Raw genomic sequence first — 22,875 nt, forward strand, 5'->3', positions numbered from 1 at the left:
GGTGATGCAATATCACCTAATTGGGAGATGGATGTTGGGGAATCTTCGCATCAGCCGCTCGTGGCTGCCTAATGTATGCTGTTTTCCGCATACATTTGGGTCGCGGGCCCGCTTGCGAGCACAATGTATGCTGTTTTCCGCATACATTTGGGTCGCGGGCCCGCTTGCGAGTCCAATGTATGCTGTTTTCTGCATACATTTGGGTCGCGGGCCCGCTTGCGAGTCCAATGTATGCTGTTTTCCGCATACATTTGGGCCGCACTGGTAATCTCCCCCTTCATTGATTTCCCGGAACGCAAAAAAACACGGACAACGTGGTCCGTGCTCCGTCCCCGATCATTCACAGGGATGATTATTAATCGTATGACATCTCATATTTGGTAAGCCCGACCGCATTGGCGTATAAGGCCGCCTGCGTCCGGTCCGCCACCTGCAGCTTCGCCAGAATCTGGCTGACATGCTTCTTGACGGTGAATTCGCTGATGAACAGGCGTGAAGCAATCTCGCGGTTGCAGGCCCCCTGTCCCAGCTCGATCAGAACTTCCTTCTCTTTGGGTGTAAGCTCATCCGTCGGACTGCTGCCGCTCATGCGCATCTTATCTTCCATCAGGCCAGGATCGTAATACTTCCTGCCCTTGTGGACCAGTTGAATTGCAAACAGCAATTCCTCAGGCAGAGCTTCCTTCAGTACGTAACCGTCTACCAGCACTTCCTCCGCCTTCAGGAAATCTTCCCGGCTGGCTGAGGACGTAAGCAGGATGAACTTGCATGAGAATCCCCGCACGCGTGCTTCCTTGATAATATCCAGGCCCGATTCATCGGCAAGCTTCAGATCAATCAGCACAAGATCAGGCTGTATCTCCTCAATGACGAGAAGAGCTTCTTGGCCATTCGTTGCTTCGCCGGCAAACTGCAGATTGGACTGCATCGATATCACAGATGCCAATCCTCTTCTCACCAAAGGGTGATCATCAACAATGACGATTTTCACTTGAACGACCTCCTGCCTAAAGTTTATGCATTTTTCAGTTCAGCCACACCGACAGGTATAGAGATTAAAATTCTGGTTCCAGCGTTCTCGCTGCTGGTTAACTGGAAATCGCCTCCAAGGGACTGTGCCAGATATTGCATATTCTTCATTCCCAGTCCGCCTGAGTGATCCTCGGATTCAGCCCAGATCAGATCGGCATCGAAACCGACGCCATCGTCGACAATCGATAGTCTAATCCATTTCGGCTTAAGTGACAGTTCTACATCCACCCGGCTGGCAGCACCATGTCGTATGGCGTTGCCGGTAGCTTCGGAGATAATCCGGAAGAGTGCCTTGTGGTAAGGATAAGGGAGACTGAAATCATCCCCCGTTATTTTCAGTTCAATCTCAACATCGTTAAGCCGGGAGAGGCTCTTCAGATGCGAGCGCACCATCCCAAGCCAGCTTGGGCCGCCGCTCTTCTTGGAGCTGAGGCTGTAGATGGTAATCCGCAGCTCCTTGGCCACCTTGGTGGCTGAATCATGGATAAGCTCAATCTGCTCCTCCAGCTCCCGCTCAGACATTTTCCGCCAGGTCTGCTTCAGGGAATGGGTCGCATAGACGATGCCGAAAAGACTCTGGGACACACTGTCATGCATCTCATCGGCGATCCGGTTCTGCTCGTTCGTGATGATCAGCCGGTTCTCGATCACGCCCAGCTCATGGCGCTCAAGAATAATCGCACTCAGCTCCGACAGGAACATCAGCTGCTGGATGTACCACCGGCGGCCCTCCAGCCCTTCCGAGGCTTCCAGCTTCACGCCAATCATCCCGACGAACCGGGTGCTCATTCTTACCGGCATCAACAGGAAGTCACCGATTCCCGGCATACTTTTGAATACCGGTTCACGCTGCAGCCTCCATTCATGCTCATGCTTCTCCAGTTCCATGAACAGAAAGCGCTCCTCCTCATGCTGCCATCCTGTCTGACGGCTCTGCGGAGCAGGCTCCCCGCTTTTTTTGGCGAACCAGAACAGGGCCTTCTCCAGCTTGGTAAGCTTGACCACATAATCGGTAATGACTTGGCCAATATTCATGAAGTCATGCTGGCTCGATGTTTCCACGATGTGATAAAGCGATTTGATATGCTCCATGGTATCGTTGGTCCGCGCGTTCGCTTCCTCCCGCTGCCGCTTTATCCCCTTAACCATCTGCATAACTATAACCGCGAGAGCCAGGGCTAGAAACAGGTTACCATTGGCAAGCATAATTTCTGGAATCGTAGGACCGGGAGAACCGGAATCCATATAGCCCGATGCTGCCACAATGGCAATATAGCCCACAATCAGGCTCCAGGCAAAATAAAAAGATAACGCACCCGCCGCAAACAGCACAGGATTCAGTACATATAGCTTAAAAGGACTATCGTATCCTCCAGTAAATAACATCAACACCGCAATGAGTGCCGTCTCCAGGCTGATCAAGAGCATGAGCGGACGGGCTTTTGCATGGAACCTCCGGTAATAGTACGGGAATAGTTGGGCAAATAAGAATAGCACGATGATTAGTAGGGATTTGTATATTACGGAAGGTCCCGCAGGAACCATGAGGTACATAAACGATGTGAGGGACAAAGAAAAGATTCTAAAAAAGGCGATAGTGCGATCTTCTGCTGTTAATTTAATGTTCATCCCACCACCCTATTCTCCAGTTTGTGGAAAATTCGAGTTTATTCTAAGCTATGTTTAAAAGCATCATACATGAGAAAAATCACAATAACAAGTTTCGTTTTCTAATGATAGCGTTTACTTTGAAAATAAAATGGGTATAATTCTTCTTTTTTCATGAAAAATTAACCAACTCTATCCAGCTTATCAAATGATAGCGCATGCAATATTATCCAGTTCGGCTCCAGGCATGACAAAGAGCCTGCCCCTTCAGGGACAGGCTCTTCCAAAGACAGGATGTCTCCAGTTATCCGGTGAGTTCACCCGGCACAGTCTATTCAGTCGCCGCCGGAACAGCCTGCTCCAGCTTGGCCTTATTGCATATACAAATTTGATAGCGCTGTTCGCCAACGATATGATACCCGGTGAACAGAATACGCAAGGTATGACTTGGTCCTACCACTTTATGGAGACTGCGGCAACTGATGCAGTAATACTCTCTCAATAGTCTCATCTCCGGCTAGTCTAGAAGTACTATTCTAGAACTGCTAATATTATCTAGAGCATAGCACTGTTTTTTTTCGTGTGTCAACAATAATCTGCAAAATACGACATTATACCAAGCTCATTTAGAGGTAAAAAGTAGAAATTTGTCGTTTATTCAATCATATATGATTCCGGCAGGTCTGCGGAGAGAGGCCCATATATTTTTTGAATAGCCTTGAAAAATAAAAACTATCCCTATAATGAAGCATTCCCGCTATCTCCTGCACCTGCAGCGAGGTATTAAGCAGCAAATGCTTGGCCTCGGCCATCTTCAGCCGGTGGATATATTCATGCAGTGGATACCCGCTGCTCCGCCGCACGGTGCGCCGGAGTGTAGACATGGAGAGGTGCAGGCGCTCAGCCATCTTCGGCAGATCGGGCTTCTCATAGATACAGGCATTCAGCGCCTCCCGGATCAGCGGCATGGCTTCCTGCTGCCACGGGCGGCGGCTGCCCTGGAGCTGCAGTGAGCATTCCAACAGCATCTCCTCCAGCAGCAGTGCAGCCCGGTCCGCATCACCGGGAACATCCCCCGCCATGTACGACAGAACCTTTTCAAAAGACGCTTCCAGCCCTTCCGCCTTATCTCCCCGGGTTACCTCTCCACCCGCAATCATACCGGCTTCGAGCCATTCGGTGACACGGCTTCCGCTGAAATTAATATAGTATTCATCCCAATACCCGCCTGGCGGCGGTCCGAAGCTGTAGTGATAACCAGGTCTGAAAAAAAACAGGCTTCCCTCATGGACCTGCTGCTCTGCTCCTCCGTTCTCTGTATAAGTTCCGCCTCCTGCGACTATATATACAAGGGCCCAGTGTTCAAAGGTGACCCCCGAACGAAACAGCGTTCTTCCCGGCAGATGGCCGGCTTGCCCGACACGAATCGACTTCAGGCGCAGCCTGGCGGCCTCCACCTTCGGATCAATAATTCTTACTGGATACGGGCTGATCATATAATCCATGAGCTTGGGCATACACTGCATTCCTCCATGTGTTCAGGAGTGATATGTTGATAATGAAGATGATCATATTCTACATGAATAAGAGGTGTCCACGCTATGTCTGATGTTGTTCACTTACAGCTTTTCCCCCGCCCGCAAAAGGTCACGGTATCCGCAGGACAGTTCCACCTTCCTTCCCGGGGCAGCATTGTGCTGGCCAGTGAGGACCAGTTGTCCGCCCTTCCCGCAGCACGCAGGCTTCAACAGATCGCATCCGGGGCGGTCCGTCTCAATCTGCCTCTGTCCATAGGGCAGCGGTCTTCCACAGTTCCTGCATGTACTTTCCGCTATAACGCACTGCTTGCAGAAGGTGCCTATGAGCTGCACATTAACGAAGAAGGCCTAACTGCCGCTTACGGTTCCCCGCAAGGTGCTTATTATGCAGCCGCAACGCTGAAGCAGCTCCTGCAGCAGTGCGGCCGGACACTTCCTTATCTGCATATCTGCGATCAGCCGGATTTCGCGGCCAGAGGACTGATGCTTGATATCAGCCGCAACAAAATCCCCACGCTGGATACCCTGTACCGGATCATTGATCTCATGGCGGATCTCAAGCTGAATCAGCTGCAGCTATATATAGAAGGAGCTCCATTCGCTTACGAGTCTTTCCCGCAGGTATGGGAGCTGGAAACTCCGCTCACGGGCGATGAAATTCTGCGCTTAGATGCCTACTGCCGCGAGCGGTATATTGAGCTGGTGCCTAATCAAAATAGCTTCGGCCATATGGAGGGCTGGCTGACCCGGCCGGAGTTCAACCACCTGGCAGAGATCCCCGCAGGCTTCATGCTCCCGGATCAGATGTACGATAGCGATTTATACCCGGAAGGATTATTCATGCATCCCGGCACCTTCCATACGGAGGACCCCGAGGTACTGCAGCTTCTGGGCACGATGTACGATGACCTCCTTCCCTACTTCAGCTCAGAGATGTTCAATGTCGGCTGCGATGAGACCTATGAACTGGGACTTGGCGCAAGTCAGGCGCTGGCGGAGTCTTCCGGCAAGGGCGAGCTATACCTCTCCTTCCTGCAAAAGATTCACGGGCTGGTCAAGCAGCGCGGCAAAACCATGCAATTCTGGGGCGATATCATCATCCAGCATCCTGAGCTGATCCCCCGGCTGCCGAAGGATATCATCGCCATGGAGTGGGGGTACAGCACGGCCCATCCGTTTGAAGCGGATACCCGCAAATTCAAGGAAGCAGGCATCCCTTTCTATGTCTGTCCGGGGACCAGCTCCTGGAATTCGCTCACCGGGCGAACGGACAACATGCTCGCCAATCTGCGCAGTGCTGCGGTACATGGCAAGAGAAACGGCGCTATCGGCTACCTGATTACCGACTGGGGCGATTTCGGCCACTGGCAGCATCTGCCGGTCAGCTATGCCGGATTCGCCTACGGGGCAGCACTGGCCTGGAATGTAGAGGGGAATCTGGAGGCGGATGTGGCGCATTATCTGAACACGGCAGTCTTCCAAGACCGCTCTGGAACCATCGGGCAACTGCTGCTTGATTTGGGCAACTACTATAAGCTGGAGTCGGGCACGGTCCGCCCGAATGATACAGAGATGTCCATGCTGCTGCGAAGCCATCTGGAGCATGTACAGCTGGCTGTTAAGCTCCCTGCAGAGCAGCTTGACCAGCTGGAGCAATACATCCTCGGCCTCGAAGCCAGGCTTGAGCAGCCGGTTATGGATTGCAGCGACGCCGGATTGGTCATAGAAGAGCTTCAGAGCGGCATCCGCTTCGTGAAGCATGCCGTGCAGCTTACCCGGCTCAAGCACCAGCTTGCGTCAGCCGAGCCGAAGCCCCAGGCAGCGCAGGTTCAGGCGCTGATCCATGACCTGGATCTGCTGCTGCACGAGTACCGCCAGCTATGGAGCCGGCGCAACCGGCCGGGCGGCCTGGAGCGCAGTGTCTCGAAGCTGGTCCGCCTGCGTGGGGAATACGCCGAGCTTGCCGCCAAGCTGGACGCAGAGGCAGTTCGGTAGATTACATTACGGAAGAACAATAGAACATACAGAAGAAACCTCTCCTTTGAAATGGTTGTGCAGGTACTCCATTTCACCAAGGGGTGGTTTCTTTTTTTGATTTAGAAAGATTTTGAAGAATCTTTTTCCGCTTATACAGTGGAGTGAACGGAATGACCCGCGTAAAAGCGGCAGCACCAGCAAATGTATGCTGTTTTTCGCATACATTCGGGCCTCACGCCTCCGCGCCAGCAAATGTATGCTGTTTTTTACAGAAACAAACTTTAGATTGAATTAGGAGCAGGGCAGGATTATAATAAGATCAAATAACCACTTTTTACCTAATATTTAAAATAAAATACATAATTGACAGGAGATAAGTCTATGGATTGGCTTCATGCTTATGAGGACGAGCTCCGTGTGGTTTTTGAGGAGAACCGCAGGGTAATCTCTGCGTTTCCAGAGCCGCTTAACGCCCGCGGCCTGTCATATCTCGATCAGTTCAACGTGTTCAACCCGGACAGCCATAAGAATTACATCTGTTACCTGCTCCCCTTCTGGCTCCAGGACCCTTGTGGCCTGAGTCCTGAACTGGTCCGCAGGATGTCCGCAGGCAACGTCTTCCTCATGCTCTATTTCTTCCTCCAGGATGACCTGATGGACAGTCCGGAGGCCTCGGCAATGCAAGCGCTACCACTTGCCAATCTGCTCTATGTAGAGTTTCTGGCAACCTACCTTCCGCTGTTCCCGGCAGACTCCCCTTTTTGGCCCTGCTTCAGCCGTTACATCAGTGAGTGGGCGGACAGCGTGAGCGGTGAAGCCGGCAGCGATTACTTCCTGAATGACCGCATCCGTATCTCCCATAAGGCCAGCCCGCTCAAGCTCAGCAGCACGGCCGCGCTGCTGCTCTCCGGCCAGTCCTCCTCCATTCCTGAGGCCGAAGAGATGATTCACACGTTGCTGCTGACCCTGCAAATGCTTGACGACTACGAAGATTGGGAGCAGGATCTGAAGGACAGCAGCTATAACTGCCTGTTGTCACTGGTACGCTCCAGTACCGGGATTGCAGCCGGAGAGCCACTCGCTGAATCAACAGTGAAGGACTTCATCTATGTAGCAGGCGGACTCACAGGATATGCAGCAACGGCCCAAGCTAACCATCTGATGCTGGAGGAGGCCAGCTTACAGCTGCCCTTGCTGGTATCCTTCCATCTCGTGCTCGTGCAGAACCTGCACCAGATCGCCACGGCCATTGAAGAGCAGAAGCAAATACTGCTGGGCGGGGGGCTTGATTACTGGCTGTCTACGCACTTGAATCTCTCATAATTTATGTAAATAGCAATAGAATTATAGAATGGCCTATGCTATACTAAAAAGGCAATTATAACCATTTCGAAAGGGTGATTCTATTGTCAGTAGGAGTTCTTAAGAATCAGGTGATTCAGAAGGCGTGGGAAGATCCGGCTTTCAAACAAAGACTGCTTGCAGATCCGAAGGCAGCGCTCCAGGAGGCGCTGGGCATCAACCTTCCTGACAACATTACACTGAAGACCGTTGAGGAAGGCTCCAATGAATTCTATCTGGTCATTCCCCCAAGCCCTTCTTCTGATGTAATGAAGACACGTATCACCCCAATGGGAACCTGGTAGCATATTCAAGTCATATTATGATCGGGAGTTGGAATCGTCCGACCCTTCTGCACGCGGCAGAATGGTGATGGACTCGGTTCCGGCTCCTTTTTTGCTCATAAAACGGATTTCGCCCTCCATAGCTTCAATAATACGGAAGGTAACCATCAGCCCGAGCCCCGTGCCCTTTGTCTTATTAGAAGAGAAATACGGCTCGCCCAGACGGCTAAGCACAGACGGTTCCATGCCTGCCCCGTTATCCTTAATATGAATATGCACCTTATCTCCCCGGCTGTAGGCCAGCAGATGAATCGTGCCTTCCTCCCCCAGGGATTCAATGCTGTTCTTGATGATATTAATCATCGCCTGCTTGAACTTCGAGGAATTCCCTTTGACCCACAGGCCGTCCTCCACCTCGAGAATCATTTTGCCACCGTTCAAATGGCATAAGGGCAGCAGGATGCTCTGGATATGCATGAACTCTTCATTCACATAGAGCAGGGAGACCTGTTCAAATTCCGGCTTGGCAAAGGTCAGAAAATCGGTAATAATGCTCGCCGCCCGGTCCAGCTCACTGAGCGCCATGGTCAGGTATTTCTGCTCGTCCCCGCTCGATTTCTCGCTGAGCAGCTGAAGGAACCCCCGGGTTACCTGGAGCGGGTTACGCACCTCATGAGCTACCGATGCTGCCAGCTCGCTGATAATCTCCATTTTCTCCGAACGCTGCAGTTCGTTGTTGAACAGCTCCAGCTCCTGCGAATACTTCACCACTTGGCTGTGGTTCTGCGCCAGCCGACGACCCAGAATCACAATCAGTGAGAGAATGAACACAACCAGCGCCCACTTCCAGTAGAAGAGATCATAATTCCCGCGTTTGAGATAATACCACAGCAGCTCCAAGATCCCGGTAAGAGCAGCCGTACCGAAGCCGCATGCGAAGATGATCGCATCCTTGTTGCGCTTCAGAGAGAACACAATAACGCAGCCGATCAGCAGGATGAATTGAAGAATCATAATAATGCCGACAATGTTGGTAGAGATGAAGTAATAGAATTTCAGATACCGGCCCCCGGATAGTGCATTAATAATAAGGAGGACACAGCAGAATAAGGAATAGGCCATCTGAAATTTGCGGAACCTGCGGATGATGCCGTATTTGCCCGCACCAAATATTTTCTCGAACAGGAAGGTCAGTGCAGGTAAGAGGGACAACAGTGCCACATCGAACAAAAATACACTGAGCCCGCCCAAATAGCTGTAGAAGGTATAAGTGAAGGAAGAATAGGTTACGGACAGCACTCCGGTAGAGGCAATGACAATGGACAGCGAAGCCGCCACGGGGAAATACTCCTTGTTCAGGAAAAATGCGCACACAAACAGCACCGCCGCCACAAAGATAAACGCGCCGCCCAGAATCACATCTATAAGTCCGTTTTTGATATAGTCCTTGATTAGAATAGTATGCTCACCGAGCATCACCTGCTCCTTGATTCCGATCCGGTCCTGGAGCGTCTGCGTCCAGATATAGAGCGTCTTTCCGTTATCCCGCATGTCCAGGGGCACAAGCAAGGAATAATTATCCATAATAAAGCCGCGATCCCCTTCAAAAACCAGCCGGTCCTCCACATACACCTTCACATGCAGCGCATAAATCGTCTGGATATAGACGGAGGGGGACACGTAATGATAGGAGGGCAAAGTAATCTTGGTCCAGGCGGAGGATACCCCGGAAGGCTTGCGCGGCATCTCGGCCTTCGCCTCCACATCGATCCACCCCTGTTCTTCCTTTACCGGAGCCTGAAGCCCGCCATCATCCGGCCCCTCCTGCCACTTCATCTGCCAATGTCTGATCTCACTGGCGGGGGAGGCGCTTTGCGCGGATACCTGAAGACCTCCGCAGGTTAGGCAAAGCAGAAACAATACGAACGCTGTATGTAAACTTTTGACCATCAAAGACATGCAAGCACCTCAGAGGAAAGTTTTAGAAGTAAAGTTCTGTAGTGTTAATATTTCGCCCCATGCTCTGCCCATCCCTTCAAAAAAACGGAATAAACAAAAATATTTTCTAATTACTGTTGGAGGCCGGCAATTTAATAAGCACTTCGGTCCCTTCGCCCTTGCGGCTGTGGAACTCAATCGTGCCGTTCATCGCCTCAATAATACGGAAGGTGACCATGAGGCCAAGTCCCGTGCCCTTGGTCTTATTGGAGTAATACGGCTCGCCCAGCCGGGCCAGCTCGCTGACCTTCATTCCCTCGCCGTTATCCTTCACGCTGATGATTACCCAGTCGCCCGTTCTCCAGGCCGTTACGACAATCTGCCCCTCCTCCTGCAGTGATTCAATGCTGTTCTTGATCAGATTAATGAATGCCTGCTTGAATTTGGCCGGACTGCCCGTCACTTGAAGCTCCTGCTGCAGACGCAGCTCTATCGAGCCGCCCTGCAGATTAGCCAGCGGCAGCAGGATTCCCGACACATGCTTCAGCTCCCCCGAGACTTCGAATACATCCACAATATCCGAGCCCGGCTTCGCAAAGGTCAGGAAATCGGTAATGATCACCGAGGCCCGGTCCAGCTCCCCTACAGCCATCTTCAGATACTCCTTCTCCTTATTGCCTGAGCGCTCCCCCAGAATCTGCAGGAAACCGCGTGTGACCTGGAGCGGATTACGTACCTCATGGGCTACAGAGGCGGCAAGCTCACTGATAATCTCCATTTTCTCCGAACGCTGCAGCTCATTATTGAATTTCTCCAGCTCCCTGGCGTATTCCAGCGCCTTCTCGTGGCTTCCTGCAAACCTTTTCCCCAGAATAGCAATCAGGGAAAGAATGAACACCACCATGCCCCATTTCCACCAGTATAGATGATACCTCTCCATTGAAAGGAAGTACCGCAGCAGCTCCGCCACAGAGACCACGGCAAATACAGAGAAGCCGCCAGTGAACAGAATAGCATCTGAATTGCCTCTTCGGGCATAAGAAAACGCCAAGAACAGCAGGTAGATAAGCTGGGCAATCATTAGTACACCGGTTGCGTTAATAGTCAGAATAGAATACAACGCGTCCAGCCGGAAGGACACTGCGGCGTTCAGAATAAGCGCTGCGGTACAGAACAGGGAATAGGCCAGCTGAAATTTACGCGCCCGGGTAGTGAATCCCCGCTTGCCCGGTCCGAATAACTGCTCAAAATAAAGCGTGAACGCCGGCATAATGGTAAACAGGGCCAAATCGAAGCTGATCTGTCTGAGACGATCTCCCCGGCTTAGAATCAGTGTCAGAAACGGGGAGTACGTCAGCAACAGCACTCCAAAGGACAGAATGACCAGGGCCAGAAAGAAACCGCTGTAGAAAAATTCAGGCTTAAGGAACAGCAGGCAGATCAGTAACGCTCCGGCCATGAAAGTCATGGCGGCTCCAAGCACAACGTCCACCAGATCCTGCTTCACATAAAAGGACAGCAGCTGATTGTAGCTGCCGACCCTTACATTCCCCTCGATTCCAAACTCCCCGCTGCCCGCATTCCACAGATAGAGCCGCTTTGCACTGTCTTGTGCCGGGAGCGGAATCAGCACCTTGTTGCCGCTATATTCCACATCCCCGCTGGAATCGTAGATTAGCCGGTTGTCTATGTATGCTTTCAGGTTATCGCCAAATACTCTATCGATCAGAATAGCAGGGGTTGCCCCTGCAGGGGGCAAGGTAAGCCGCATCCAGGCGGAAGCGGTACCAGATGGCGGAAGAGGCCTGGCCTCCCTGGCCCGTACCCATGTCCATTCAGCGGCCCGCACTGTCATTGCAGCTTCTATGCCGCTATTTTCAGCCGTTTCCCACTTCAGCTCCCAGGCCGGAATTTCCGCTTCGGTATGTCCGTCCCATTCTATGGCGATCCCCGCCGGAATAATGGTTATTACAAGCAGCAGCATGATGAGAACTGCGGCTGTTTTGGTTGATGCTAACTTCATTGTGGCACCTCAGTGAATCATTAGTTGTATTTATATAGTCCATATGATTCTTATTTTCGACAACGTTTGCACAATACCTGCCATCAGACTGCAAATAACCTCGAAACGGCTCGGTTAATCCATCTATTCCGGTTATTTTGCCGGAGAAATGAATATATTAATCAAATGCTCTGCCTGGATGCCAAGACAGATTCGCCGCTGCTTAAACGGGTATAGTTGTACTATAAGATGAAGAAGACCTACAACAAGGGAAAAGGGAGCTGATTGACGATGGGCAACGAATTCAATAAGACGGAAGCCGACTTTGCATATGAGCGCTATACCAAAATGGGCGGTGTCTCCCCGGAGCAGGATATCCCGCTGGAAGAATTACGCCCGCTTGGCACGATTACTGAGCCAAGTCCCAGTGAGGAAACCGCTGGCGCCGGGAACCGCCCGTTGGAATCTGCACTGGCCAGTCATGACCCTGCTCACTTCACACCGATCGATTTCGACGGTGTAGTGGATGACGGCTCGGATCCGGCGCTTGAGAGCGATCCTATTCTTGCAGCCGATATCGGCCTGAATGTGCCGGACTCCGGGCTTGGGCCGCGCGCAAACCGTCCTGTTCATGCTTCTGCCACCCCCGGTCCGCAGCGGGATGAGCTGCTGGAGTCGGATGCTATATACACGGCCGGCGCAGCCGGATTGACCGGCAGCGTCATTGATTATGCGGATACGGAGGAAGAGGTGACCGAAGAAGCGGAGGAGGCCGCTCCGCTGGAGGATGTCCCGGATGCGGATGAGCTGGTTCCCGGAAGCAGCGTTGACCCGGTCTCCCCGGACCCGGATGCCATGCCCGGCACCGATGTGCTGAACGGCTCGAACGGTGAGGAGTAGATACGGCTAAGCGTCCCTGCCGGAGCGTACACCCACGGTCCAGGTTCATATTGACTTTTGGAGACAATCGGCTTACGATAGTTTCATTCAGTTGCGGCGATGGAGTTCGCCATAACCGCCCTTCGGGGCTAATGACTCCTACCAGTGGTTAACTTCGCTGGTAGGAGTCTGTTTTGATTTCAGGGCAGTATTGATTTCGGGTCGGGGGGCATAAGCCATAATGAAGAGGAAGTATGAACGGTGGGCCGAGCTTGCAGCGCGCCAGAACCAGCTTGCACTCTGGAGTACATTTGTGAAGTGGGTGATCCTGGGGGGAATGGTCGGGCTGCTGGCAGGAAGTGCCTCAGCCTTGTTCCTGGCAAGTCTGAACGCGGTCACCCAGGTAAGGCTGGAGCATGCCTGGCTGCTCTTCCTGCTTCCGGCGGGAGGCGCGCTCGTCAGCTTAATGTATATGCGTTACGGCAAGAGCAGCCTGAAGGGTAACAATCTGATCCTGGAGCAGATCCGCCAGGGCAACGAAGCCATTCCGCTGCGCATGGCCCCGCTCGTTCTTGGCGGCACGCTGATTACCCATCTCTTCGGCGGGTCAGCCGGACGCGAAGGCACGGCTGTGCAGATGGGCGGCAGTCTGGCAGACAGTCTCGGCCGCTGGCTCAGAATCGGTCCGGTGGACCGCCGAATCCTGCTGATGTGCGGCATCAGCGGCGGCTTCGGCTCCATCTTCGGCACCCCGCTGGCCGGAACGGTGTTCGGCCTGGAGGTGATCGCCATCGGGCTGATCAGCCATAAGGCGCTGCTGCCTTGTTTTGCCGCCAGCTTCACCGGTGATCTGGTGGCCTCCCGCTTGTGGGGCGTTCACCATATCCATTATCAGGTGGATGTCTTCCCAGCTATGGATGCGCTGGTGCTGGTCAAGGTTATAATCGCCTCTATCCTCTTCGGCATGTGCAGCCTGCTGTTCAGTGAGCTTACCCATTATCTGAAGCGGACCTTCACCGCCATAATCCGTAATCCTATGCTCAAAAGCGCCGCCGGCGGACTAATCATTATTGCCCTGGTCTACATAGCCGGTTCCCGGGACTATCTGGGGCTGGGCCTTCCGCTGATCAGCAGCTCCTTCGAAGACGGCGTATCGCCCTTTGCTTTTCTATGGAAGCTGATCTTCACCGCATTCACTCTGGGGACCGGCTTCCAGGGCGGCGAAGTAACGCCTCTATTCGCGATTGGAGCTTCTCTGGGGAGCAGCCTGGCCGGAGTGCTTCATCTATATGGGCCTTTCCTAGCTTCACTCGGCTTCATCGCTGTCTTCTGCGGAGCAACCAATACACCGCTTGCCTGTTTCATAATGGGCATCGAGCTGTTCGGCTCCGGCGGAGCGGTCTATATGTTCATCGCCTGCATCATCAGCTATCTGTTCTCCGGACACAGCGGAATTTACAGCTCCCAGCTCATCGGCATCTCCAAAAGCGCTTTACTGCCGGTTCCCGAAGGAACGACGCTCGCTTCCGCCAAGGAGCACCCCGCACCAAAGTAGCGGAATCCGGCCGGCCGCAGAAGCAGACTTTGCCAGAAGCAGGACAAAGAAGGTATGATACAGAGGTGAATGCACCACATTATTCAAGAAGGAGAGATTCTGAAGTGAAGTCTATCACAAGAAAACCTGTCATCCTGCTTGCGGTGATGTGCCTGATGCTCGTCATTCTGGCGGGCTGCGGCAATAAGCCAGTGAATAATAATGCCAATGGTAACAGCAGCACCGGAGCAGGCAGCGAGGCCACCGCAGCACCGCAGGAGAGCGTCACCGCTACAGAAGGCGTGCCTTCAGCCACAGCCAGCCATCCGGTGGTTACGATCGAGATGGATAACGGCGCTGTTATTAAGGCCGAGCTGTATCCCGAGGTTGCCCCCAATACGGTCAACAACTTCATTTCTTTGATCAAGAAGGGCTTCTATGACGGAACCATCTTCCACCGGGTCATTCCAGGCTTCATGATCCAGGGCGGGGACCCGGATGGCACAGGTATGGGCGGACCGGACTACAGCATTGCCGGAGAATTCAACAACAACGGCTTCACCAATAATCTGCTGCATACAGAAGGCGTACTGTCCATGGCGAGAAGCAAGCCTATGGACTCTGCAGGCTCCCAGTTCTTCATTATGGCCGCAGCTTATCCAAGCCTTGACGGCGATTACGCTGCCTTCGGCAAGGTTACTGAAGGACTCGAAGCGGTCCAGGCCATCGTCAGTCTGCCGCGTGGCAAGAATGACCGTCCGGATCAGCCGCCGGTGATGAAGAAGGTCACCGTTGATACGCTTGGCGTTACTTATCCCGAGCCGCAGAAAGTCCAATAATCAAACCGCAAGCAGGCTGCACAGTCCGGTCTTGCTTCAAAATCTACACAGAAGAGCCATCCCCCATAACCGGAGGATGGCTCTTCTTCATATCTTAAGTATATTTGAAGCATGCGGCTACTTATTGGAAGTGGGTATGCTTCGTTCTCCACTGCTCCAGCTTAATGAACACCCAGAAGCCGTAGATTCCAAACGTGATCACCGTCAGCAGGAACCACTTGATCCATTGTCCGAACAGGCTGACGGCTGAACCGTCGAACCGCAGACGCTGCCCCTCCACCACGGTATGCTCGACCTTCCAGCGGTAGAGCATTACTACTGACCAGGGATAGCAGATACCGAAGGTACAGACCGTAACCAGCCAGCCAGCGAGACACCACCCAATGTACTCAATAAGCTTCCCGTCAAAATAAGATTCCCTGCTTCCATAATTCATCTCTGCCGTAATGTGCAGTGCTCCCATGGGTCTCCGCCTTTCATTCATGCAAAATTATTCCTGGTTCTATTTTCCTTATTATCCATGCTGGGCACTACTACATTTCTCACAATTCTAACTGGTAATGGATAAAAAGTAGAATGAAGTCGAAATTAGCCGCCCACTCGGGCAGCCTATCTCCGGCTTAGGGCATGCTGACCGTTCCGCAGGAAAGTGCTGCGGCTGTTGCGAAGCAGGGATATCCGTTCTTCTGCAAGCTGATCCGCAGCCGCGTAGGCCGGAATCCCCTTCAAACGGGAGATCTCCAGCACACGGGTGATGCTGTCATAGATTCGGGCGATCTGCTTGTACGCCCGCTCCTTGTGGTAACCGTTCAATTCATCAGCAATATTAATAACGCCACCGGCGTTAATGACATAGTCCGGGGCGTAGACAATCCCCATCTTATGCAGCGCGTCCCCGTGACGCGGCTCCTTGAGCTGATTATTGGCAGCTCCTGCAATCACCTTGGCTCTAAGCCGCGGGAGCGACTCATCATTAATGGTGGCACCGAGCGCACATGGCGCATAGATATCACAATCTGCCCCAATAATGTCGCCCGGTTCTACAACCGTTGCCCCGTATGCCTGGACAGCCCGGTTCACTGCCTCACTATGAATATCTGCAACCAGCAGTCGTGCACCTTCTTCATGCAGATACTTGCATAGTGTAAAGGAGACATTGCCGACACCCTGCACGGCGACGGTTCTGCCTGCGAGGGAATCACTGCCGAAGGCAGCCTTCGCTGCGGCCTTCATGCCCTGATATACCCCGAAGGCTGTAGCCGGTGAAGGGTTGCCGGACGAGCCGTAGGAAGCCGATATTCCGGTAACGAAGTCGGTCTCCTGATGGATGATATCCATATCCTCTTCTGTAGTGCCAACATCCTCTGCTGTAATGTAACGGCCGTTCAAGCCCTGTATGTATCTGCCGAAGGCACGGAACATCGCCTCGTTCTTGTCTGTGTGCGGATCACCGATTATAACGGTCTTACCGCCGCCCAGATTCAGCCCGGCCACCGCGTTCTTATACGTCATGCCTTTAGCCAGCCGAAGAGCGTCAACTAGCGCCTCCTCCTCCGTTGCATAGGTCCACATTCTTGTTCCGCCCAGCGCCGGTCCCAGCGTGGTGTCGTGAATCGCAATAATCGCCTTCAGCCCCGATGCCTTATCCTGACAAAACAGCACTTCCTCGTAATCCTCCCGCTCCATCGCCGCAAACAATTCCATCCGCTTCATTTCTCCCGTCTTTTCTTATGTACATGTTACGTTTCATAACAAAGCTAGTCGTTCTGGAACGTATTGTCAAGTTCATTTGTCCCATTTTCATCTATTTTCATAAAAGCGCAGCAAGCAGCAGACCCCGAACCTCACGCCTGTTGTAAGCACATGGGGTGGAGTCTGCAAAAGGGATCAGGCCCAGTATTGATCTGGACGGTATTCGATCTCGGACTGCACAGCTATCGTTAAGCGCCCGGAGTCCGCATCATAGGTGACAGGCTGATCTCCGACGTAGTACCAATGCTTGATGACCGGCCCGTCTGCAGGCTCCTCGAAGCGGAATACATTAAGCTCCGCCTTCAGCTCCACCACCGCAGCGCCCTTATCTGCCGCCACATTCGTCAGGGTGATCAAGGTCAGCCCGCCCTGCTCATCGAAGGTGTACCCCACTCCCTCCATGCTGTTCACAAGCATGCGCCCGGTTACGGAATGCTTCACCAGCACTCTTTCCTGCTCTGCCATTCGCGCTCCTCCTTCACGTCTGTGTCCCGCCGCTCATTACGGCAGATCAATCACCATGACCAGTATATTCTCATCAGCCTTCAGCTCCAGCTGCGCTATGTCCTCGATTCTTGCCGAATCGCCCGGCTTCAGCACACCCTCCCCGTTCAGGGTAAGCTGCCCTTCAACCAGATATACAAAGCTGCGCCGCCCCGGCTCCTGCCGGAAATCCAGCTGCCCGCCCGCTTCGGCCTTCCCCAGATATATCGTCATATCCTGGGCTATCCCGACAATCTCCTCCGAAGCTTCGGCCGCTACTACCGGAAGCAAGCGTCCTTCAAGCTTGGCCGGATCGAAGCGTCCGGTAGCATAGGAGGGAGCCGTCCCCCGGACCTTGGGCATGAACCATAGCTGAAGCAGGCGGACCGGCTCAGTGTCCGAAGGGTTATGCTCCGTATGAATCGCGCCGGTCCCTGCCGACATCCGCTGAATGCCGCCGAAGGATGTCTGCGCAACATTACCGAGGTTATCCTCATGACGAAGCACGCCGGACAGCACAATGGAGACAATCTCCATGTCACTGTGCGGGTGGGCGCCGAAGCCTTTTCCCGGAGCGATCGTATCATCGTTACAGACGCGCATCGGCCCGAAGGCCGTGTTATCCGGATCATAGAAATCCCCGAAGGAGAAGACATGGCTGCCCTTCAGCCAGCCGTAGTCGAACTGGTGCGCAGACGCAGCAGGGTAGATTGTAATCAATGGAACCGCCTCCTGTGGTTATTATGAAGTGGTCGATATCTGCAGTTCAGAAACGATGAACCATTTCTTGGACGCAGCATCCTTGAAGTACACCTGAATCATATAGTTCCCCTTGTCGGTAACCTTATAATTATACGCTGCCGATTTGAACCAGAAGCTGTCCTTCTTCTCTGTAATTGGCTGGTTATCCACAACATCCGTCTTGCCCGCCGGGTCTGTAATGGTAATTTTCAGATCGGAGATATCTGTTTTGAGATCATCCACCTGCACCAGGGCAGAGAAGGTATTGCTGGTATCCATTCTGACTTTGCCGAAAATCTTGCCCTGCTCATCCAGCAGCACCGTGTTCACATTAGGCTTGTAGATCTTGACCGTTCCGGCTGACTCGTCCACGGATACAATCGCCTGCATATTCTCGGAAAGCTGTTCCACAGGCACATATACCCCACCATCCGAGGATAGTGCTGACTGCTTAAGCAGCATATTATTCACATAGAATGAGAGATCTGTTTTGCCGGCAGCAGCATACAGCAGGCCTCCTCCCGAGACCATCATCAGGCACATTGTTGAAATCGCCAGCTTGCGCATCTTCCCCATTATTCCCGTCCCCCTCTATAATGTCCTATGCTGTTTATACCCTTCAGGCAGCAAGGAGTTGCTGTGAATTGTAAAATAAAACCGGCTGTACGTTTTTCCTGAGGAAAAGGCACAGCCGGTCACGGGACAACCTTCTTGCTCCGGGTACACCCGGAAGCAGCAATTACAGCTTGGCGATCGTCTCAGTAAGCACCGGTACAATCTGTGATTTACGGGACACTACACCCTTCAGCACAGCCTTGTTATCATCCAGCTTCACATTGTAAGCCTGCTCAACAGCGCCTGCTACACGGCCCAGGGCAAGACCCACGGAATCGTTGTTCAGGATATCGGTAACCACGAACAGGAACAGATCCAGTCCCTTGTCATCAATAATCGCGGTAAGCGCTGCTTCCAGCTCCGGCTGCTTGGACAGGACATCATTCACATCCACAGCGTTAACCTGGGCAATCTCCACCTTATATTCACCCATCTTGAATTCCTTGGCATCCAGAGAGATCAGCTGGGCAATGCTCTTGTCGCTCAGGTCTGCACCGGCTTTGAGCATGTCCAGGCCATAGCTTTCAGCATCAACACCGGCAATGACCGCCAGCTCACGCGCAGCAGCCACATCCTGCTCTGTGCAGGTCGGCGATTTGAACAGCAAGGAATCGGAAATGATAGCGGACAGCATCAGACCGGCGATGTTCTTAGGAATGGCCACGCCATTCTCTTTGTACAGCTTGTTCAGAATGGTAGCTGTACAGCCTACCGGCTCAGCCCGGTAATACAGCGGATAGGCGGTCTCGAAGTTCGCAATCCGGTGATGATCAATAACCTCAACCACACGGACCTGATCGATATCATTCGCACTTTGCTGGCGTTCATTGTGGTCAACCAGAATCACTTGTTCAGCTTCGGCGGCTACATTCTCCACCAGGCGCGGCGCTTCTACCCCGAAGTGATCGAGGGCGAACTGAGTCTCTCCGCTGATGTCTCCAAGACGGACCGGCTCGGCATCCCAGCCCAGTTCCTTCTTCAGTGCCGCATAAGCAATAGCTGAGCAGATCGTATCTGTATCCGGGTTTTTGTGACCAAAGATCAAAGTTTTTGTCATTTCCAATCTCCTTACTATGTTTTTGTGAGAATAATATACCATACATTGATAGAAACCTGCCAGAGACCTGTAAATATCCGGCCCCGGTTAACTCCTGGTATGCTCCTGCACTATCTGTACAGCTTGTCCACGTTTCGTCTTCGGCAGCGTCTCAGGCGCATCCTCCCCGTATAATGGCTCGTTATCCGAGAACAGATCCGGGTTCTCTCTGAGCATATCACTCAGGATACGCGTAGTCTCTACCGTGCCGCAGAGCATAACCGCCGCATCACCGAAGCTGCCCCTGCGCAGCGCTCCGCCGTCCTCCAGCACGGATTCCACCTTCCAAAAATGCTGCGACCAGGACAGTCCGCAGTGTCTGCGTGAAGGCACCGCAATCTCCTCCCCTTCCGGCGTCACCGTATAGAGCGCCTCATGCCCGTCCGTCATCCGGCCGGGAATATCCACCCACTCCTCAATGCCGTGAATGAACGTATTCCTCCGCAGATCCACACCGAGCAGCATAATCTCCGCTTCCCGGTCCAGCAGCTTGCCGTAGACCGAGCCGCGCGCACAAGGCGTGTCCCAGCGCTCATCTCCGGCTGTGAATACCGCCCCATCCCTGCCCAAAGCCGCCACCGAATGTGTGGGATGCCAGGAACGGATCACGCCCGGCCGCTTCCGGAACAGCTCCGGCAGAATGCCCACGCAGACGGGCGACTCCAGCACAGAGAAGCGCGGATTCAGCCCGTTGATATAAGACCAGGTATGGGTAGGCAGGACCAGCAGCCCCTCCTTCATATATTCTGAGAGGACATCCAGTACGGTATCTGCTCCCCCTTCCACTTCACCGATGCTTTTGAGCGAGGAATGGACCAGCAGTGTCCCCCGCGGATCAATCCCCATTCTCTCCAGCTGCTTCATCAGACTTGATCTGGTGTGCATGATTCCCCCTGCTTTCCTGAATAATAAATACCGTCCTTGAAATACTCCTTGCAAAATTACTCATTAACTATTAAAATTATAGTAACTTAATATTAATAAGTAATTTCTTTATATAACAAACCAAGTTATATAAGAAACACTAAAGAAATTAACAAAAAGCAAAAAGAAGCGGAGGGGAGATTTGGAACTGTAGGAGCGGAAGCGTTCGCCTGAAAGCTTTCCGCAGGAAAGCTCGCTTCGAAAGCATATGCTGTATTTGGATTTCTACCGCGAAGAGCGGTTCTAATCAGGAAATCCTAATACAACAGCGACCGGAAGTCCAAATGTTCACCGCAGTGACGACCTAGCTTCTAGTTCAACTCTTAAGTGTGTCTTATATAACAACCAACCCATATCTCAGGAGGTATTCCCATGAGTTTAACACTAAAAGGACTACACCATGTATCCGCCATTACCGCCAAAGCGCCGGAAAACTACAAATTCTATACCGAAGTGCTCGGACTCCGCTTGATTAAAAAGACCGTCAACCAGGATGACGTATCCGTCTATCACCTGTTCTACGGGGATGAGACCGGGAATCCCGGCACGGAGCTTACCTTCTTCGAGCTGCCTAACGCAGGGCGCAACCGCGACGGCAACAACAGCATCTCCGCACTCTCCCTGCGTGTTCCCGGGGATGATGCCCTGCTCTTCTGGACACAGCGCTTCACCGTATTCGGTGTAGAGCATGAGGAAATCACCGAACGCGGCGGCCGCAAGACGCTGGCCTTCACCGACCATGAGGGCCAGCGCCTAATCCTCGTCTCGGATGAGCATAACGAGGGTATGCCCGGCGGCAAGCCGTGGGCCAAGAGCCCGGTTCCTGCCGAGTATGCCATTGTTGGACTGGGACCGGCACATCTGACCGTCGAGACCGCTGAGCATACAGCCCTGATTCTGGAGGACCTGCTCGGCTTCCGCCGCGCAGGCAGTTATCCTTCACCGGTGGCGGGCCAGCCGGATATTATCGTGTTCGAGACCGGTGAAGGCGGCTCCGGCACGGAGATCCATCTGGAGGAACGCAGCGATCTTCCGCAGGAGCGCCTGGGACGGGGCGGCGTGCATCATGTAGCCTTCCGCGTCGATAACGAAGAGGAGCTGAAGCAGTGGATTGAACGCATCCGCAGCGTACAGCTCCCGAACTCGGGCTTTGTAGACCGCTTCTACTTCCGCTCCCTGTACTTCCGCGAGCCGAACGGGATTCTGTTCGAGCTGGCAACGGACGGGCCGGGATTCGCCACGGATGAGGAGGTCGAACATCTGGGCGAGGCGCTGGCCCTGCCGCCGTTCCTGGAAGCAAAGCGCGAACAGATTGAGGCCCACCTGAAGCCGCTGGATACCCGTCCGCAGGCCTAATGTTATTAGCGCTTGTGAATTAATTCCGATGAATTAGTTCAGATGAACTGCACATGAAGAAACTCCGGATGTTTTACAAGCCGGAGTTTCTTTTTAGGTTAGCCAAGCCTGCATAACAGCTTAACTCTACACGCTCAGATTAGCTTTCCGACCAGGTGATCGTGAACAGATTGAAGCCGGGCCGGGCTGTGGAGGCTTTCCCTGTAATGGATACAGGGCTTGTCCCGCCGAGTCTGCCCGAAATTTTGACATTGCTGGCCGATACCGACTCGGAGGCATTACCCAGACCTTTAATCCGCGCATATTCACTGTACACGAAGCCCATGATCTCCAGTGTCTCCTGCGTTGAATATGTGAACGCCACCTTCTTCAGGCCGTTAGCATCCGTATCTAAGGTGATCGCAATTAAGGCATCCTGGGGAATCGGAAAATCCTTAGGCAGATTAACCGGTCTTGCTGTTCCCTCCACTACTGGAGCAGGAGTTGCATTCCCTCCGCCGGCAGAGGTTCCCGGAGCAGGAGTCGGAGCAGGAATATTTGCGCTGCCTTCTCCAATTCTCACTTTATAGTTGACCGAGTCATAATTGATAGGGACCTTCAGCACCGTGGCGATCGATTGGACCGGCAGGTAGGTGAGACCTTCGTAGGTGATCGGTGTCAGGGTTTTGCCATTGCCATCCTTCATCCAAAAAGGATTACCATCCACCACAATACCCAGACTATGGTTCAGATAAGCCTTGATCTGCTGCAGCTTGGTGCCCGCATACACCCCTGCCGAGCCTGTTACCGTCATGCCGGTAACCACTGCGGCAATCAGCCATTTTTTTCTCATAATATCCTCTCCCGTATGTTGTTGTTAAAAAAGTATGGACTTAGCGTCCTTATATATTTAACACGGAAGCGAAACTTTCAACCTGCCTGCCGCCTTTTATTCCG

The 22,875-nt window shown here is 53.0% G+C and carries 21 protein-coding genes and 1 riboswitch; of the genes, 7 read left to right on the top strand and 14 right to left on the bottom strand.

The features are described 5' to 3' along the window. Positions 1 to 355: 355 nt before the first annotated feature. From NSU18_RS14510 to NSU18_RS14525, 4 genes are all read right to left on the bottom strand, one after another. Positions 356 to 991 (bottom strand): response regulator, encoded by a 636-nt coding sequence (locus tag NSU18_RS14510; protein ID WP_036693598.1) that lies wholly within the window; start codon positions 989 to 991, stop codon positions 356 to 358. Positions 992 to 1,014: 23 nt separating this feature from the next. Then, positions 1,015 to 2,529: a sensor histidine kinase gene (locus NSU18_RS14515; protein WP_341149349.1), complete on the bottom strand. Its 1,515-nt coding sequence runs from the start codon at positions 2,527 to 2,529 to the stop codon at positions 1,015 to 1,017. A gap of 442 nt (positions 2,530 to 2,971) precedes the next feature. After that, complete coding sequence (locus NSU18_RS14520) at positions 2,972 to 3,151, bottom strand: hypothetical protein (RefSeq protein ID WP_341149350.1); 180 nt, start codon at positions 3,149 to 3,151, stop codon at positions 2,972 to 2,974. 151 nt (positions 3,152 to 3,302) lie between these two features. Next, positions 3,303 to 4,157 (bottom strand): helix-turn-helix transcriptional regulator, encoded by an 855-nt coding sequence (locus NSU18_RS14525; RefSeq protein ID WP_341018894.1) that lies wholly within the window; start codon positions 4,155 to 4,157, stop codon positions 3,303 to 3,305. 84 nt (positions 4,158 to 4,241) lie between these two features. Between NSU18_RS14525 and NSU18_RS14530 the strand changes: the two genes are divergently transcribed. The 3 genes from NSU18_RS14530 (at position 4,242) to NSU18_RS14540 (ending at position 7,801) form a co-directional block, all read left to right on the top strand. Beyond that, the gene (locus NSU18_RS14530) at positions 4,242 to 6,173 is read left to right on the top strand and encodes a beta-N-acetylhexosaminidase (RefSeq protein ID WP_341149351.1); all 1,932 of its coding nucleotides are present in this window, start codon (positions 4,242 to 4,244) and stop codon (positions 6,171 to 6,173) included. A gap of 363 nt (positions 6,174 to 6,536) precedes the next feature. Beyond that, complete coding sequence (locus tag NSU18_RS14535) at positions 6,537 to 7,478, top strand: hypothetical protein (RefSeq protein ID WP_341018890.1); 942 nt, start codon at positions 6,537 to 6,539, stop codon at positions 7,476 to 7,478. A 74-nt stretch (positions 7,479 to 7,552) separates the two neighbouring features. Further along, positions 7,553 to 7,801, top strand: coding sequence for an NHLP leader peptide family RiPP precursor (locus NSU18_RS14540; protein ID WP_445321806.1), 249 nt, complete (start codon positions 7,553 to 7,555; stop codon positions 7,799 to 7,801). A 15-nt stretch (positions 7,802 to 7,816) separates the two neighbouring features. Here NSU18_RS14540 and NSU18_RS14545 read toward each other — a convergent pair whose 3' ends face one another. Next, positions 7,817 to 9,700, bottom strand: coding sequence for an ATP-binding protein (locus tag NSU18_RS14545; RefSeq protein ID WP_341149352.1), 1,884 nt, complete (start codon positions 9,698 to 9,700; stop codon positions 7,817 to 7,819). Positions 9,701 to 9,845: 145 nt separating this feature from the next. Further along, positions 9,846 to 11,741: an ATP-binding protein gene (locus NSU18_RS14550; RefSeq protein WP_341149353.1), complete on the bottom strand. Its 1,896-nt coding sequence runs from the start codon at positions 11,739 to 11,741 to the stop codon at positions 9,846 to 9,848. 270 nt (positions 11,742 to 12,011) lie between these two features. Between NSU18_RS14550 and NSU18_RS14555 the strand changes: the two genes are divergently transcribed. The 3 genes from NSU18_RS14555 to NSU18_RS14565 all read left to right on the top strand — a co-directional run bounded on the left by NSU18_RS14555 (position 12,012) and on the right by NSU18_RS14565 (position 14,972). Next, positions 12,012 to 12,620: a hypothetical protein gene (locus NSU18_RS14555; RefSeq protein ID WP_341018888.1), complete on the top strand. Its 609-nt coding sequence runs from the start codon at positions 12,012 to 12,014 to the stop codon at positions 12,618 to 12,620. An 86-nt stretch (positions 12,621 to 12,706) separates the two neighbouring features. Beyond that, positions 12,707 to 12,768: riboswitch (Fluoride riboswitch) on the top strand. A gap of 72 nt (positions 12,769 to 12,840) precedes the next feature. Then, positions 12,841 to 14,154 (top strand): voltage-gated chloride channel family protein, encoded by a 1,314-nt coding sequence (locus tag NSU18_RS14560; RefSeq protein WP_341018887.1) that lies wholly within the window; start codon positions 12,841 to 12,843, stop codon positions 14,152 to 14,154. 146 nt (positions 14,155 to 14,300) lie between these two features. Next, entirely contained in the window at positions 14,301 to 14,972 is a 672-nt protein-coding gene (locus NSU18_RS14565; RefSeq protein ID WP_341023077.1) for a peptidylprolyl isomerase, read from the top strand. 121 nt (positions 14,973 to 15,093) lie between these two features. Here the strand turns inward: NSU18_RS14565 and NSU18_RS14570 are convergent, their stop codons facing one another. The 7 genes from NSU18_RS14570 to NSU18_RS14600 form a co-directional block, all read right to left on the bottom strand. Beyond that, entirely contained in the window at positions 15,094 to 15,435 is a 342-nt protein-coding gene (locus NSU18_RS14570) for a DUF6693 family protein (protein WP_341018886.1), read from the bottom strand. Between the two features lie 146 nt (positions 15,436 to 15,581). Further along, entirely contained in the window at positions 15,582 to 16,676 is a 1,095-nt protein-coding gene (locus NSU18_RS14575; RefSeq protein WP_341149354.1) for a Glu/Leu/Phe/Val family dehydrogenase, read from the bottom strand. A 183-nt stretch (positions 16,677 to 16,859) separates the two neighbouring features. Beyond that, on the bottom strand, positions 16,860 to 17,189 hold the full coding sequence (locus NSU18_RS14580) for a hypothetical protein (protein ID WP_339222501.1): 330 nt from the start codon (positions 17,187 to 17,189) through the stop codon (positions 16,860 to 16,862). Positions 17,190 to 17,225: 36 nt separating this feature from the next. Further along, positions 17,226 to 17,927, bottom strand: a complete 702-nt coding sequence (locus NSU18_RS14585; RefSeq protein ID WP_341149355.1) for a pirin family protein — start codon at positions 17,925 to 17,927, stop codon at positions 17,226 to 17,228. Positions 17,928 to 17,948: 21 nt separating this feature from the next. Continuing rightward, on the bottom strand, positions 17,949 to 18,524 hold the full coding sequence (locus tag NSU18_RS14590) for a hypothetical protein (RefSeq protein WP_341018883.1): 576 nt from the start codon (positions 18,522 to 18,524) through the stop codon (positions 17,949 to 17,951). A 163-nt stretch (positions 18,525 to 18,687) separates the two neighbouring features. Beyond that, positions 18,688 to 19,620: a manganese-dependent inorganic pyrophosphatase gene (locus NSU18_RS14595; RefSeq protein ID WP_036723453.1), complete on the bottom strand. Its 933-nt coding sequence runs from the start codon at positions 19,618 to 19,620 to the stop codon at positions 18,688 to 18,690. 87 nt (positions 19,621 to 19,707) lie between these two features. After that, complete coding sequence (locus tag NSU18_RS14600) at positions 19,708 to 20,544, bottom strand: AAC(3) family N-acetyltransferase (RefSeq protein WP_341149356.1); 837 nt, start codon at positions 20,542 to 20,544, stop codon at positions 19,708 to 19,710. Positions 20,545 to 20,955: 411 nt separating this feature from the next. Between NSU18_RS14600 and NSU18_RS14605 the strand changes: the two genes are divergently transcribed. Next, entirely contained in the window at positions 20,956 to 21,939 is a 984-nt protein-coding gene (locus NSU18_RS14605) for a ring-cleaving dioxygenase (protein ID WP_341018880.1), read from the top strand. Positions 21,940 to 22,078: 139 nt separating this feature from the next. Here the strand turns inward: NSU18_RS14605 and NSU18_RS14610 are convergent, their stop codons facing one another. Beyond that, a complete protein-coding gene (locus tag NSU18_RS14610) occupies positions 22,079 to 22,771 on the bottom strand; it encodes a hypothetical protein (protein WP_341149357.1) in 693 nt (230 codons plus the stop codon). Positions 22,772 to 22,875: the final 104 nt, after the last annotated feature.

This window comes from Paenibacillus sp. FSL H8-0048 (assembly GCF_038002825.1).
In the GTDB taxonomy this organism is placed as follows: Bacteria; Bacillota; Bacilli; order Paenibacillales; family Paenibacillaceae; genus Paenibacillus_AQ.

Bases quoted from the DNA above. Each gene is read 5' to 3' on its own strand.
- NSU18_RS14520 (WP_341149350.1), bottom strand. From the start codon at position 3,151: ATGAGACTATTGAGAGAGTATTACTGCATCAGTTGCCGCAGTCTCCAT.
- NSU18_RS14525 (WP_341018894.1), bottom strand. From the start codon at position 4,157: ATGCCCAAGCTCATGGATTATATGATCAGCCCGTATCCAGTAAGAATT.
- NSU18_RS14530 (WP_341149351.1), top strand. From the start codon at position 4,242: ATGTCTGATGTTGTTCACTTACAGCTTTTCCCCCGCCCGCAAAAGGTC.
- NSU18_RS14535 (WP_341018890.1), top strand. From the start codon at position 6,537: ATGGATTGGCTTCATGCTTATGAGGACGAGCTCCGTGTGGTTTTTGAG.
- NSU18_RS14550 (WP_341149353.1), bottom strand. From the start codon at position 11,741: ATGAAGTTAGCATCAACCAAAACAGCCGCAGTTCTCATCATGCTGCTG.
- NSU18_RS14555 (WP_341018888.1), top strand. From the start codon at position 12,012: ATGGGCAACGAATTCAATAAGACGGAAGCCGACTTTGCATATGAGCGC.
- NSU18_RS14560 (WP_341018887.1), top strand. From the start codon at position 12,841: ATGAAGAGGAAGTATGAACGGTGGGCCGAGCTTGCAGCGCGCCAGAAC.
- NSU18_RS14565 (WP_341023077.1), top strand. From the start codon at position 14,301: ATGTGCCTGATGCTCGTCATTCTGGCGGGCTGCGGCAATAAGCCAGTG.
- NSU18_RS14570 (WP_341018886.1), bottom strand. From the start codon at position 15,435: ATGGGAGCACTGCACATTACGGCAGAGATGAATTATGGAAGCAGGGAA.
- NSU18_RS14575 (WP_341149354.1), bottom strand. From the start codon at position 16,676: ATGGAATTGTTTGCGGCGATGGAGCGGGAGGATTACGAGGAAGTGCTG.
- NSU18_RS14580 (WP_339222501.1), bottom strand. From the start codon at position 17,189: ATGGCAGAGCAGGAAAGAGTGCTGGTGAAGCATTCCGTAACCGGGCGC.
- NSU18_RS14590 (WP_341018883.1), bottom strand. From the start codon at position 18,524: ATGGGGAAGATGCGCAAGCTGGCGATTTCAACAATGTGCCTGATGATG.
- NSU18_RS14595 (WP_036723453.1), bottom strand. From the start codon at position 19,620: ATGACAAAAACTTTGATCTTTGGTCACAAAAACCCGGATACAGATACG.
- NSU18_RS14600 (WP_341149356.1), bottom strand. From the start codon at position 20,544: ATGCACACCAGATCAAGTCTGATGAAGCAGCTGGAGAGAATGGGGATT.
- NSU18_RS14605 (WP_341018880.1), top strand. From the start codon at position 20,956: ATGAGTTTAACACTAAAAGGACTACACCATGTATCCGCCATTACCGCC.
- NSU18_RS14610 (WP_341149357.1), bottom strand. From the start codon at position 22,771: ATGAGAAAAAAATGGCTGATTGCCGCAGTGGTTACCGGCATGACGGTA.